10 protein-coding genes are annotated in these 12865 nt (G+C 71.9%); 6 read left to right on the plus strand and 4 right to left on the minus strand.

What is annotated here, in order from left to right; all coding sequences use genetic code 11:
• Positions 1–69 precede the first annotated feature (69 nt).
• Positions 70–1335, plus strand: coding sequence for an MFS transporter (locus ACIRPK_RS26140; RefSeq protein WP_403042344.1), 1266 nt, complete (start codon positions 70–72; stop codon positions 1333–1335).
• A gap of 209 nt (positions 1336–1544) precedes the next feature.
• On the opposite strand, the gene ACIRPK_RS26145 is transcribed toward ACIRPK_RS26140, so the two are convergent.
• Together ACIRPK_RS26145 and ACIRPK_RS26150 are read right to left on the minus strand one after the other, a co-directional pair.
• Positions 1545–1745 carry a hypothetical protein gene (locus tag ACIRPK_RS26145; protein ID WP_403042346.1) on the minus strand — a complete coding sequence of 67 codons (201 nt, stop codon included), beginning with the start codon at positions 1743–1745 and terminating at the stop codon, positions 1545–1547.
• A 129-nt stretch (positions 1746–1874) separates the two neighbouring features.
• Positions 1875–4328, minus strand: coding sequence for a discoidin domain-containing protein (locus ACIRPK_RS26150; RefSeq protein WP_403042349.1), 2454 nt, complete (start codon positions 4326–4328; stop codon positions 1875–1877).
• A gap of 269 nt (positions 4329–4597) precedes the next feature.
• On the opposite strand from ACIRPK_RS26150, the gene ACIRPK_RS26155 reads away from it, so the two are divergent.
• The 5 genes from ACIRPK_RS26155 to ACIRPK_RS26175 are packed head-to-tail and all read left to right on the plus strand — an operon-like array spanning position 4598 to position 12018.
• Positions 4598–5881, plus strand: coding sequence for an ABC transporter substrate-binding protein (locus ACIRPK_RS26155; protein WP_403042351.1), 1284 nt, complete (start codon positions 4598–4600; stop codon positions 5879–5881).
• A 19-nt stretch (positions 5882–5900) separates the two neighbouring features.
• Positions 5901–6773 (plus strand): carbohydrate ABC transporter permease, encoded by an 873-nt coding sequence (locus ACIRPK_RS26160; RefSeq protein WP_403042354.1) that lies wholly within the window; start codon positions 5901–5903, stop codon positions 6771–6773.
• 2 nt (positions 6774–6775) lie between these two features.
• A complete protein-coding gene (locus ACIRPK_RS26165; RefSeq protein WP_403042357.1) occupies positions 6776–7636 on the plus strand; it encodes a carbohydrate ABC transporter permease in 861 nt (286 codons plus the stop codon).
• A 41-nt stretch (positions 7637–7677) separates the two neighbouring features.
• Positions 7678–8946 (plus strand): glycosyl hydrolase, encoded by a 1269-nt coding sequence (locus ACIRPK_RS26170; protein ID WP_403042360.1) that lies wholly within the window; start codon positions 7678–7680, stop codon positions 8944–8946.
• A gap of 39 nt (positions 8947–8985) precedes the next feature.
• Entirely contained in the window at positions 8986–12018 is a 3033-nt protein-coding gene (locus ACIRPK_RS26175; protein ID WP_403042363.1) for an alpha-mannosidase, read from the plus strand.
• 18 nt (positions 12019–12036) lie between these two features.
• Here ACIRPK_RS26175 and ACIRPK_RS26180 read toward each other — a convergent pair whose 3' ends face one another.
• Together ACIRPK_RS26180 and ACIRPK_RS26185 are read right to left on the minus strand one after the other, a co-directional pair.
• Positions 12037–12396 (minus strand): DUF6204 family protein, encoded by a 360-nt coding sequence (locus tag ACIRPK_RS26180; protein ID WP_403042366.1) that lies wholly within the window; start codon positions 12394–12396, stop codon positions 12037–12039.
• Between the two features lie 70 nt (positions 12397–12466).
• Complete coding sequence (locus ACIRPK_RS26185; protein WP_403042369.1) at positions 12467–12844, minus strand: peptidase inhibitor family I36 protein; 378 nt, start codon at positions 12842–12844, stop codon at positions 12467–12469.
• Positions 12845–12865 lie beyond the last annotated feature (21 nt).

Here is a 12865-nt window from a genome sequence, read left to right on the forward strand (position 1 = left end):
GCGGAGCTGGCTTTGATGGTCCCCGACCGCGGATCGACGGTGCGGGTGAGTGGTGAGGGAGCGTCCGGCATGGGGCAGGGTCACCGGTTGGGTCACCTGCTCGGCGGTCGGCTGGGGTGGCGGTTCGGGTGGTTCTGGGGCGCGTACGGGACCAGCGCGCTCGGTACCTGGCTCGCCTTCGGCGCGTTCCCGCTGATCGCCGTGCTGGTGCTGCACGCCGGACCGGCCGAGGTCGCCGCGCTCTCCTCGGTGGGGGCCGCGGTGGGTGCGGTGGTGGCGGTGCCGCTCGGCCCCTGGGTGGAGTTCCGCAGCAAGCGGCCGGTGCTGGTCGCGACGGACCTGGTGCGGTGCGCGGCGCTGCTGACGATCCCCGCCGCGTTCGCGCTCGGCGTGCTGACCTTCCTTCAGCTCCTGCTGGTCTCGGTGGTCGTCGCGGCGGCCGACATCACCTTCCGGGCCGCCTCCGGCGCGTACCTGAAGACCCTGCTGCCGGCCGGGGACCTGCTCACCGCCAACGCCAGGTTCGAGTCGACGGCCTGGACCACCACGATCGTCGGACCGCCGCTGGGCGGCGCGATGATCGGGCTGCTCGGCCCGGTGGCGACGGTGGCGGCCGACGCGGCGAGCTACCTGCTGTCGGCCCTCGGCGTCCGCGCGACGGGCGGGCCCGAGCCGCGCCCCGAGCGGCCGCCCGCCGCCCGGCTGCGGGCCCGGGACCTGCTCGACGGCTGGCGCCACATCCTCGCCGACCCGACCCTGCGGCCGCTGTTCCTGAACACCGCGCTGTTCAACGGCCTGGTGATGGCCGCCGAGCCGCTGCTGGCCGTCCTGCTGCTCGGCCGGCTCGGCTTCGCGCCCTGGCAGTACGGGCTCGTCTTCGCCGCGCCGGCGATCGGCGGGCTGCTCGGTGCGCGGCTGGCCCGACCGCTGGCCGGCCGGTTCGGGCCGCACCGGATCCTGGTGGTGTTCGGGACACTGCGGGCGTTCTGGCCGCTCGGCCTGGCCTTTCCGGGGCGGGGCACCGGGGGCCTGCTGCTGGTGATGGCCGTCGAGCTCGGGCTGATCTTCTGCTGTGCGGTCTTCAACCCCGTCCAGGCCACCTACCGCCTCCAGCGCACCGCGACCGACCGGGTCACCCGCACGCTGTCGGCCTGGGCGGTGACGACCAAGCTCGCGACCGCGCTGCTGACGGCGCTGTGGGGCGTGCTGGGCGCGGTGCTCGGCCTTCGGACGGCCATCGGCCTGGCCGGCCTGCTCCTGCTGGCGACCCCGCTGCTGCTCCCGCGCCGTGCGGCGGAGCCGCTCCCCGAGCCGGTGCCGGCACCGTCGGCCTGACCCACGGCGGACCGTTCGCCCCGTGACCACCCGGCTGCCGGGATCCCCCGACTCCTTCACCGAGGCCCAGCAGGCTACGCGTCCGCCGACAGCTGGCGGGCCGACGACGACCCCCGATGGTCCGACCCGCAGCCCTCCGCGCCGTAACTCGCCACCGCCCGGGCGGACGTGGCCTGCAAGCTCGGCAGCCGGGTGCCGAGGAGGGACCGCTACGTGAACAGCGGTGGCTGGTCGGCCGCGTGCTGCCCGGCCAGCGCCGCCTCCAGGTCGAGCTGGTCCTGGAACACCTGCGCCTCGCTCAGCGGCAGCTGGGTCATGCTGCCCGGGCAGAGCACCAGTTCGCGGCTGTGCACCTTGTGGTCGTGCACGACGCCGTATCCGGCGCGGCCGGCCAGCGGCGCGAGTGCCACGGGGCGACCACAACTCGGGCAGTGCACGCGGGGCCTCTTCATGGGACCAGGATGCCGCACGGATCCGACAGTGAGGACGAGCGGGTGCGCCCCGGTGCCCGCGCGGGGGCGGGCACCGGGGCGTGGGGGTCAGGGGCCCCAGGCCTCGAACTCGTAGATGCGGGTGGCCGGATCGGTGGTCTGGGTGGGCCTGGTGACCACCAGGCGGACGTAACGGGCGCTCAGGGCGACCGGATGGTTGGTGGTGGCGGCGGTGTTCCCGGTGACCGTGGCGGCGGTGGTCCAGGCGTCGGTGGTGGAGTTGCGGACCTGGACGGTGAAGTCGCGGGTGTTCCACGAGGCGCTCTCGCCGCCCGCCGCCGCGTGCCTGACGGTGAAGCGGGTGAGCGGGCGGACCGAGCCGAGGTCGACCTCCAGGGCCGGGCCGCTGGTCAGCGCACACCACTTGTCACTGTTGCCGCCCGAGACGCTGCCGTTGACGGCCTTGGCGGCGCCCTCGTTGGCGTTGCACTGGGCGGAGGCGGTGGCCGGCCGGTTCAGGGCGAGGTCGGACTCGGTGACGGTGGACCAGCCGACCGTCGTGCTCGCGGCGGTGGAGCGGCCGAGCTCGGTGGAGACCGCCTCGACGTCCAGCGTGGTGGCGCTCTCGGTGCCGGCCCGGTCCAGCTGCGGGACGAAGTACGCGTCGTTCGGGGTGGCGCCGAGGAAGGTGCGGGTGCCGTCGGCGTTGCGGCGGTACACCTCGTAGTGGTGCACCGCGCCGGTGGCGGAGGCCGCCCAGCTCAGCCGCAGGGACCTGCGGGTCGGCGAGACGTCCGTGCTGCCCAGTACGGTCAGCGCCGTCGGTGCCGCGGCGGTGTCCACCGCGCCGTCGTAGACCCGGAGTTGGCCGACCTTCAGGTCGAAGGAAGGCGTGCTGCCGACGGTCTGCAGGCCGATCTGGGCGATCGTCCGGCCCGCGTAGGCGGACAGGTCCAGCGTCCTGGTCTCCCAGCCGGACCCGGTGGTCGAGCCCAGGTCGAGGGTGCTGAAGCTGGTCGGGGCGTCGGTGAAGGCGACCGCCGCCCGGAGGTTGGTGGCGCGGGCGGTCGGGGTCTTCAGGGTCAGCGCGAGCTTGGTGTCGGCGGCCACCGGCAGCTGGGTCTGGTACAGCCGGACGGTGTTCGTGGCGTCCAGGGTGCCGGTGAGCCGGAGCGAGGAGCCGCCCTCGTAGGCGTCGGTGAAGTCGACGGACGGGGTCAGCCGGCTGCCTGTGGAGCTGACCGACCAGCGGTAGGTCGGCGGCACGTCCTGGAGCGAGAGGTTGTTCCAGCCGGTCGAACCGACGCGTACCCCAACGGAGTTGTAGAAGTCTCCCTGGCCGGTGTTGAAGGAGGTGACGAACGGCTTGGCGGTGATCGGGGAGGATTCGGCGACGTAGGTGGAGAGGCCCTTCCAGGCCGAGCCGGTGGAGGTGTTGCCCGGGTCGGCGTTGGCACCGACCCAGTAGCGGGAGTCCTTGGCGTAGAAATCGGCCCGGTCGGTGGCGGACTTCCAGGTCCACTCCGGCCGGTAGAGGCCGAGCGAGCTGGTGTGCGGCTGGCCGGCCGGGAAGAGGGCGCCCCAGGAGACCGAGGTGTTGTAGCCGTTCGCCTCGGTGTCGATGCCCGAGTACAGCTCGTACTCGCTGCGGCCGAGCGAACGGGCCAGTGTGCGGGAGGAGTTCAGGCCGGAGCCGGTCCAGCCGAAGTTGACGAACATCGAGTCCGAGGTGCGCTTGGCCGACTCCTGCAGGAAGGCGTCGTTGGCCGAGGTCAGCGCGTTCTGCCAACTCACCGACCCGGACTCGGTCATGGCGTCGTACCACATGAACTCCACCGGCCCGAGCGAGCGGGCGTAGCGCAGCTCGTTGCGCAGCTCGGTGGCCAGGGCCGGGTCGCCGCCGTCGGTCTCCTGGTTGATGAACCAGCCGTCGAAGCCGTAGTACTGGGCGGCCTGGGCGAGTCTGTCGGCGACGGGGTAGCTGCTGCCGGACTTCTGGGCGAAGTCGCGGACCCATTGGAGCCGGCCGCCGTACGCGGTGGGCGGGAAGAACACCGTGCCGTAGACCTTCACACCGTTGCGGTGCGCGGCGTCGATCACGGTCGGGTTGGGGGCGAGGATCAGGCCCTCGCCGGCCGAACCGCCCCAGAACACCAGCTTGTCGACGTACTGCCAGTAGCCGAAGGCGTAGTAGTTCGGGTCGGCCGACCCCTGGGACGGGTTGTTCGAGGTCGGGCCGAAGGAGACCAGGGAGGCGATCTTCCCCTCGCCGGCCCGGGCGTCGGCGTTGGCCTTGAGGGCGGGGTCGGAGACCCGGGGGCGGAGCGGGACCCGGGAGCGGTTGAACCTGGCGTCCGGGTCGGTGGCCGGGTCCCAGTTCAGGATGCTGTTCGGGTACCAGTAGGAGGCGAACGGCTGGGTGCCGGCCGCCGTGACCCCGGCTGCGGCCGCGACCCCGGGCGGGGCGGCGGTGTCGGAGGCTGCGGCGCCCGAGACGGGGGCGAGGCCGAGCACGGTGGCGGTGAGCGCCGTGGTCAGCAGGAGGGGGAGATGTGGTCTCATCCGATGCTCCGGTCCAAGCGAAGAGGGTGGATTGCGCTCGGGTTGGCATGCCGCCCCGGAGGCTAAATTGCTTTAGCTGGTGGCGTCAAGGGTGCCCGGCCCACCAGAGCCGTCGTCACGCCGCCGTAGTCCCTTGTCCGTGGGTGTAGTTGGGACGGCATGCCGGTGCACGCACCCTTGACGGCGGATCGGATCACCGGCATAGTCCCCGATCACTAGAGCGGTTTAGTCAGGACCACCCTCGTCTGGACACACCAGGAGCCCCTCTGATGCGAAGAAGCCTCCGGCTGCGGCTGACCGTCACCGCGCTCGCCCTGTCGACCCTCGCCGGCTGCGGCCTCGGCGACAACTCCGGCACCGCCGCCGACGGTGCGGCCGTCACCGGCGAGGTGAAGGGCAAGGTCACGATCCAGACCTGGGCCCTGAAGCCGAAGTTCACCGCTTACCTGGACGGCGTGATCGCCGCCTTCGAGCAGAAGTACCCCGGCACCGAGGTCGAGTGGCTGGACCAGCCCGGCGACGGCTACTCCGACAAGGTGCTCAGCCAGGCGGCCGGCGGCTCGCTGCCCGACGTGGTCAACCTCCCACCGGACTTCGCACTGCCGCTGGCCAAGCAGAACATGCTGCTGGACGTGGCCGGGGCGGATCCGAAGCTGACCGAGGACTACGTCAAGGGCGGCATCGACGCCTACCGCTTCGCCGGGCGCGGCGGGGCGTACGGCTACCCCTGGTACCTCAACACCGACGTGAACTACTGGAACTCGGAGCTGCTCACCCGCTACGGCCTGGACCCGAAGAGGGTGCCGACCGGCCTGGACGAGCTGATCGCGCAGGCCAGGACGGTCAAGGAGAAGTCGGGCGGGGCGGCCTACCTGATGAGCCGCAAGCCCGGTCTCGGCGACCTGGCCAACGCGGGCGTGCCGATCATGGCCGAGGACGGCCGGAGCTTCACCTTCAACACCCCCGAGGCCGCCGCCCTGCTGGACAAGTACGTGGCCGCCTTCAAGGAGGGCCTGCTCCCCAAGGACGTGCTGACCGAGACCTACGCCGGGAACGCCAAGCTGTTCAACGCCGGTACGGTCGCCTGGACCACGGGCGGCGCCAACTACATCACCAGCCTGGCCACCGACAACCCGACCCTGGCGCCGAAGGTGGTCCCGTCCGCCGCGATGGGCACGCCGCCGCTCTACGTCCAGGGCCTCTCGGTCGCCAGGAGCAGCAAGAACCCGGCGACCGCCGTCGCCCTGGCCCGCTGGGTCACCAACGCCGAGAACCAGGCCGCGTTCGCCCGTCTGACCAGCATCTTCCCCTCCACCAAGGCCTCGGCCGGGGACGCCTTCTTCAGCAAGGGCGACGGCACCAACGCCGGTGACGCCAAGGTGATCGCCTTCGACTCGCTGGCCAAGGCCCGGATGCTGCAACCCGTCCAGGTCAACGACGCGATGAGCACGATCGTCAACCAGCAGATCGCGCTCGCCATCAGCGGTCAGGCCGGCTCGAAGCAGGCGCTGGACACGGCGGTCGAGCGCTGCAACCAACTGCTCAAGGACTGAGACCCCGGAAAGGCGTGCGATGACCCACCGGCGCTGGTTCACCCCGTGGCTGCTGGCCGCACCGGCCGTGGTCTGGCTGGCCGTCTTCAACCTGTGGCCCGCGCTGAACACCGTGGTGCTGTCGTTCACCAACGCCAAGTCGCTCGGCGGCGGCCGGTTCACCGGTCTGGCGAACTACGAACGCGCCTTCAGCGACGAGCAGTTGGCCGACGCGCTGCTGAACAGCATCGTCTACCTGCTGATCTGCCTGCCGCTGCTCACCCTGCTCCCGCTGCTGCTGGCCCTGCTGGTGGAGAAGCGGTTGCCCGGTATCACCTTCTTCCGGACCGCCTTCTACACCCCGGTGATCGCCTCGGCCGTGGTGGTCGCGCTGATCTGGGGCTGGGTGCTCGACGACCGGGGCCTGGTGAACGGGCTGCTCGGCCAACTCGGCCTGGCCGAGCAGCCGGTGTCCTTCCTCACCGACCGCTGGCTGCTGCTGTTCAGCGCGATCGGGCTGACGGTCTGGAAGGGCCTCGGGTACTACATGGTGATCTACCTGTCGGCGCTCGGGAACGTCGGCCGCGAGCTGCACGAGGCGGCCGCGGTCGACGGGGCCTCGGCGGCCCGCCGGTTCTGGCACGTCACGCTGCCCGGGGTGCGGCCCACCATGATGCTGGTCTCGGTGCTGATCTCGGTCTCCGCGCTGCGGGTGTTCTCCGAGCTGTACGTGCTCTCGAACGGCACCGGCGGACCGGGCGGGCGGGACATGTCGGTGGTGATGCTGATCCAGATGTACAGCCGGGGCTTCACCGGGCACATCGGCTACGCCTCGGCGCTCAGCCTGCTGCTCTTCCTGATCACCGTCGGCCCGATGCTGCTGCTGGCACGGCTGAACCGAAAGGCGGCCTGAGGATGGGACCGGCAAGGACCCGGGGCCGGGGCTTCCACACCCCGTCACCCGTCGAACGGACGGTGCGCTACCTGCTGCTGGCACTGGTGCTGCTGCTGACCGTCGGCCCGTTCCTGTGGCAGCTGTCCACCTCGCTCAAGGGCCCGGGCGAGGACGTCTGGTCCCGGACGCCCGGCTTCTGGCCGCAGGACCTGACCTTCGCCAACTACGGCAAGGTGGCCGACACCATCCCGGTCTGGACCTATGCCGCCAACTCGCTGGTGGTGGCCGGGATCGCGGTGGTCGGCAACGCGGTGGGCGCCACGCTGGCCGGGTTCGCGCTGGCCCGGCTGCGGTTCCGGGGCGCCCGGCTGGTGCTCGGCCTGTTCCTGGCCACCCTGGTGCTGCCCGGCGAGGTCACCATCGTCTCCCAGTACGTCACGGTGCGCAGCCTCGGCCTGACCGACACGCTGGCCGGGGTGGCGCTGCCCGGGGCGGTCTCGATGCTGAACGTGCTGCTGATGCGCACCGCCTTCCAGGCCGTCCCGCCGGACCTGGACGCGGCGGCCCTGGTGGACGGCGCCAACGTCTGGCAGCGCCTGGTGCACGTCGGTCTGCCGAACGTCCGGGGGATGCTCAGCGTGGTGGTCATCTTCACCTTCATCGGCGCCTGGGACGACTTCCTCTGGCCGCTGATCGTGCTGAACGACCCCGGCAAGTACACCCTGACCGTCGGCCTGCAGTACCTGAACGGCACGTTCAGCGCCAACCCCCGGCTGATCGCGGCCGGCACCATGATCGCCTTCCTGCCGATCGTGGTGGTCTTCGCCACCCTGCAACGGTTCTTCTTCCGGGGTGTCGAGGAGGGCGCGGTCAAAGGCTGAGCAGTGCCCCGGCCCGCACCCCAAGGAGAGTTGTCCCCGGTATGACCATCCGTCAGCAGTTCGACCCGGCACCACGGTTCGGCGTCAACTACACGCCGAGCCAGGGGTGGTTCCACCACTGGCTCGACTTCGACCTGGACCAGATCCGGGCCGACCTGGACTCGATCGCCGGGCTCGGCCTCGACCACCTCCGGGTCTTCCCGCTCTGGCCGCTGTTCCAGCCGAACCGCACACTGATCCGGCCCCGGGCGGTCGAGCACCTGGTGCAGCTGGTCGACGCGGCGGCCGAGCGCGGTCTCGACGTCGCGGTGGACGGGTTGCAGGGCCACCTGTCCAGCTTCGACTTCCTGCCCGCCTGGACGGCCACCTGGCACCGGCGGAACATCTTCACCGACCCCGAGGTGCTGGACGGCCAGGAGCGCTATCTGCGCACGCTGGCCTCGGCGTTGGCGGAGCGGGCCAACTTCCTCGGGATGACGGTCGGCAACGAGATCAACCAGTTCTCCGGCGATCCGCACCCCGACCCGGACCGGATCACCCCCGAGCAGGCGGACGCCTGGCTGCGCCGGATGCTGGCCGCCTGCGAGCAGGGCGCCCCGGGACGGCTGCACCTGCACGCCGAGTACGACGCCTGCTGGTACCAGGACGACCACCCCTTCACCCCCGCGCAGGCCGCCGGGATCGGCGCGGCGACGGCGGTGCACTCGTGGGTCTTCAACGGCACCGCCCAGCGGCACGGCGCCGGTTCGGTCGCGGTCGGGCAGCACGCCGCCTACCTGATCGAGCTCTCCAAGGCCTGGGCCGAGGACCCGGCCCGGCCGGTCTGGCTCCAGGAGGTCGGCGCCCCGGAGCCGCACATCCCGCCCGGGCAGGCCGCCGACTTCGTCCGGACCACGGTGGCCGCCGCGCTGGACTGCCCCGACCTGTGGGGCGTCACCTGGTGGTGTTCGCACGACGTGGCCCGCTCGCTCGCCGACTTCCCCGAACTGGAGTACAGCCTCGGGCTGTTGACCAATGACCGGCGGGTCAAGCCAACCGGCCGGGCGATCGCCCGGGCGATCGAGGAGGTCCGCGCGCACTGGCACCGGCCGCCGCCGCGCGGCACCGCCCTGGTGCTGGACCTGCCGGAGGCGGCGGCCAAGCGCTCGACCTGCGCCCCCGGCGGAGCGTTCTTCGAGGCGTTCATGCGGCTGAGCGCCCAGGGCGCCAGGCCGAGCGTGGTGCTGGCCGGCCGGGCCACCGACCCCGCGCACCTGGCGGCCCGCGGCATCACCGCGCTGGTCACCGTCGAGGATGTCGAGCAGAGCTGAAGTCCCCCTTGTCGCCGAGTACTTCACGGAGTGTCTGTCATGCATGATGACCGGAGTCTGGTCGAGTCCCGGCTCAAGCGGGTGCTCGCGGAGCGGATCCGCCCGGCGGTCTACCCCGAGTCGGTGCCGCTGGAGGTGGGGATCTGGACGGCGCCGGACGAGCCGGTGCCGGTGGCCGAGGGCATCGCCGCCCCACGCACCCCGATCGCGGCCGGGCAGCGCTGGGGCGCCCCCTGGGGCACCAGCTGGCTGACCGTCAGCGGGACGGTGCCCCAGGCATGGGCGGGGCGGACGGTCGAGGCGCTGATCGACCTCGGCTTCGACGCCAACATGCCCGGCTTCCAGTGCGAGGGCCTGGTCTACCGGCCCGACGGCACACCGGTGAAGGGCCTCAACCCGCGCAACCAGTGGGTGCGGATCGCCGCCCCGGCGGTCGGCGGGGAGCAGGTGCTGCTGCACGTCGAGGCCGCGTCCAACCCGGTGATCCTGGACTACCACCCCTTCCTGCCCACGCGGCTGGGCGAGAAGGAGACCGCCGGGAGCGAGCCGCAGTACCGGCTGGAGCGGGTCGACCTGGCGGTGCTGGACGAGACGGTGTGGCAGCTGGTGATCGACCTGGAGGTGCTCGGCGAGCTGATGGCCGAGCTGCCGGTGGACGGCGCCCGCCGCTGGGACCTGCTGCGGGCGGTGGAGCGGGCGCTGGACGCGATCGACCTCCAGGACGTGAACGGGACGGCGGCCGCCGCCCGGGAGCAGCTGGCCGGGGTGCTCGCCACCCCCGCCGAGCCCTCGGCGCACCGGATCAGCGCGGTCGGCCACGCGCACATCGACTCGGCCTGGCTGTGGCCGCTGCGCGAGACGGTCCGCAAGGTGGCCAGGACCACCGCCAACATGACGGCGCTGCTGGAGGACGAGCCGGACTTCGTCTACACCATGTCGCAGGCGCAGCAGTACGCCTGGATCAAGGAGCACCGCCCCGAGGTGTACGCCCGGGTGAAGAAGGCGGTCGCGGACGGCCGGTTCGTGCCGGCCGGCGGCATGTGGGTGGAGTCGGACACCAACATGCCGGGCTCGGAGGCGATGGCCCGTCAGTTCGTCCACGGCAAGCGGTTCTTCCTGGACGAGTTCGGGATCGAGAACGAGGAGGCCTGGCTGCCGGACACCTTCGGCTTCGCGGGCGGGCTGCCGCAGATCATCAAGGCGGCCGGGGCGAAGTGGCTGCTCACCCAGAAGATCTCCTGGAGCCAGGTCAACAAGTTCCCGCACCACACCTTCTGGTGGGAGGGCATCGACGGGACCAGGATCTTCACCCACTTCCCGCCGGTGGACACCTACAACTGCTCGATGGACGGCCGCGAGATCGCCCACGCCGCCCGGAACTTCAAGGACAAGGGGGTGGCCAGGCACTCGATCGCGCCGACCGGCTGGGGCGACGGCGGTGGCGGCACCACCCGCGAGATGATCGCCAAGGCGGCCCGGCTGCGCGACCTGGAGGGTTCGGCCCGGGTCAGCTGGGAGCGGCCCGCCGAGTTCTTCGCCAAGGCGCAGGCCGAGTACCCGAACCCGCCGGTCTGGGTCGGCGAGCTCTACCTGGAGCTGCACCGGGCCACGCTGACCAGCCAGGCCAGGACCAAGCAGGGCAACCGGGCGGCGGAGAACCTGCTCCGGGAGGCCGAGCTGTGGGCCGCCACGGCGGCGGTCCGGGTCGGACTCCCCTACCCGTACCAGGAGTTGGACCGGATCTGGAAGACCGTCCTGCTGCACCAGTTCCACGACATCCTGCCCGGCTCCTCGATCGCCTGGGTGCACCGGGAGGCCGAGCGGACGTACGCGGCGGTGGCCGCCGAGCTGACCGGGATCACCGAGCGGGCCCAGCGCGCACTGGCCGGGGACCCGGCGGGTGGGGGAGAGGTGGTCTTCAACGCGGCGCCGCACGCGCGCGGCGGGGTGCCCGCCGGTGGCGGCCGGGTGGCCGGGGAGCCGGCGGGCGGCTGCACCATGACGGCCCGTCCGGACGGCGGGTTCCGACTCGGGAACGGCCTGCTCCAGGTGGAGGTGGACGGGCGCGGCCTGGTGGTGTCGGTGCTCGACCTCGCCACCGGGATGGAGACGGTCGCCCCCGGGGCCGCCGCCAACCTGCTCCAGCTGCACCCGGACTTCCCGAACATGTGGGACGCCTGGGACGTGGACCAGTTCTACCGGAACACCGTCACCGACCTGACCGGGGTCGACGAGATCGCGCCGGCCGCCGACTCACCGGGGACCGTGGCCGTCCGGGTGTCCCGCTCGTTCGGGGCGTCCAAGGCGGTGCAGACGATCGCCCTGACGGCGGGGGCCCGGCGGCTGGAGCTCGACACCGAGGTGGACTGGCAGGAGACCGAGAAGTTCCTCAAGGCCGCCTTCCCGCTCGACCTGCACACCGACCGGTACGCCGCCGAGACCCAGTTCGGCCACCTGTACCGCCCCACCCACACCAACACCAGCTGGGAGGCGGCCAGGTTCGAGTCCTGCAACCACCGCTTCGTCCACCTGGCCGAACCCGGCTGGGGCGTCGCCCTGGTGACCGCCTCCACCTACGGCCACGACGTCACCCGGACCGTCCGGGCGGAGGACCACGGCACCACCACCACGGTGCGGTGCTCGCTGCTGCGCGCCCCGCGCTTCCCCGACCCGCACACCGACCAGGGCCGGCACCACTTCCGGCACGCCCTGGTGCCGGGCGCGGAGATCGGCGACGCGGTCCGGGAGGGCTACCTGATCAACCTGCCCGAGCGCCGGGTGGCCGGCGACACGGAGGTCCGTCCGCTGGTCGAGCTGGACTTGGCGGCGGTGACGGTCAGCGCGGTGAAACTCGCCGACGACGGGAGCGGCGACGTGGTGGTCCGCCTGTACGAGAGCACGGGCGGCCGGGCCGACGCGCTCCTCACCGCCGGGTTCGACTTCACCGCCGTACGGGTCTGCGACCTGTTGGAGCGTCAACTGCCGGACCGCAGCGCGGAGCCGGCCGGCGGCGGGGTGCGACTCCGGCTGCGCCCGTTCGAGCTGGTCACGCTGCGGTTCACCCGGGCCTGACGGCGGGCCCGGCGCGGGTCAGCCGCGCTGGTGGGCGGCGGCGCGGCGTTGGCGCTTGGCGAGTGGGGGCTGGGTGAGGTCGGCGGACTTGGAGCGGAGGCCCTTGAAGGGGTAGCCGCGCCCGGTGAGCCACTGCTCGGCGGCGGCCTCGGCGCGGGTGGTGGCGGCCACGATGTCCTCCTCGGCCGTACCGGATTCCAGGAAGCGGAAGGTGAATCCGGTCCGGCCGGGGAGATCGTAGGCGAGGTGGCCCTCGGGGGTGAACGCCGCGTGCAGGACGTCGTGCTCCGCCGCCCGCGCGATCAGCTCGGTGAGCTGGTCGGAGTCGAGACCGTCGAAGAAGCCGGAGACGGTGATGCGGAAGATGCGTGCGCTCATCCCGCGACCGTAGGCAGCGGGAGCACCGCAGGTCCACCGGTTTTCGGCCGGCCGCCCGCCAGCCGGTCGGCTACTGCTTCTTGAACGACCGGATCTGGTAGTTGCCCTGGAGGTTGCCCTCACCGCCGGACGGGGTGGAGCCGACCCGGGAGTGGTAGTTGGTCTGGGTGTAGTACTGCACCCGGTGGTCGGTGTTGTTCCGCACCGAGCGGACGTTCTGCTCGCGCTGGATGAACGAGCAGTTGTCGGCGGTGTTGGCCTTGCTCTCGTCGGACCACTGGCACCTGGTCCCGCCGCCGTTCCAGTCGCTGTAGAGGCAGAAGTAGCCCGGCGAGCACGAGTAGGCCCGCACCGCGGACGGCGCGGCGGCGGCGTCGGTGGCCGGGACGATGCCGAGGGCGACGATCGCGGCGGCGGAGGCGAGCGCGAGCGAACGGAGACGAAGCATGGCGAACTCCCTTTCGGTGCA

This window comes from Kitasatospora sp. NPDC101801 (assembly GCF_044766665.1).
In the GTDB taxonomy this organism is placed as follows: Bacteria; Actinomycetota; Actinomycetes; order Streptomycetales; family Streptomycetaceae; genus Kitasatospora.

What these genes read in the sequence shown, in the direction of transcription:
- ACIRPK_RS26160 (WP_403042354.1), top strand. Translation starts at nt 5,901, where the DNA reads ATGACCCACCGGCGCTGGTTCACCCCGTGGCTGCTGGCCGCACCGGCC.
- ACIRPK_RS26155 (WP_403042351.1), top strand. Translation starts at nt 4,598, where the DNA reads ATGCGAAGAAGCCTCCGGCTGCGGCTGACCGTCACCGCGCTCGCCCTG.
- ACIRPK_RS26170 (WP_403042360.1), top strand. Translation starts at nt 7,678, where the DNA reads ATGACCATCCGTCAGCAGTTCGACCCGGCACCACGGTTCGGCGTCAAC.
- ACIRPK_RS26175 (WP_403042363.1), top strand. Translation starts at nt 8,986, where the DNA reads ATGCATGATGACCGGAGTCTGGTCGAGTCCCGGCTCAAGCGGGTGCTC.
- ACIRPK_RS26185 (WP_403042369.1), bottom strand. Translation starts at nt 12,844, where the DNA reads ATGCTTCGTCTCCGTTCGCTCGCGCTCGCCTCCGCCGCCGCGATCGTC.
- ACIRPK_RS26140 (WP_403042344.1), top strand. Translation starts at nt 70, where the DNA reads ATGGGGCAGGGTCACCGGTTGGGTCACCTGCTCGGCGGTCGGCTGGGG.
- ACIRPK_RS26150 (WP_403042349.1), bottom strand. Translation starts at nt 4,328, where the DNA reads ATGAGACCACATCTCCCCCTCCTGCTGACCACGGCGCTCACCGCCACC.
- ACIRPK_RS26180 (WP_403042366.1), bottom strand. Translation starts at nt 12,396, where the DNA reads ATGAGCGCACGCATCTTCCGCATCACCGTCTCCGGCTTCTTCGACGGT.
- ACIRPK_RS26165 (WP_403042357.1), top strand. Translation starts at nt 6,776, where the DNA reads ATGGGACCGGCAAGGACCCGGGGCCGGGGCTTCCACACCCCGTCACCC.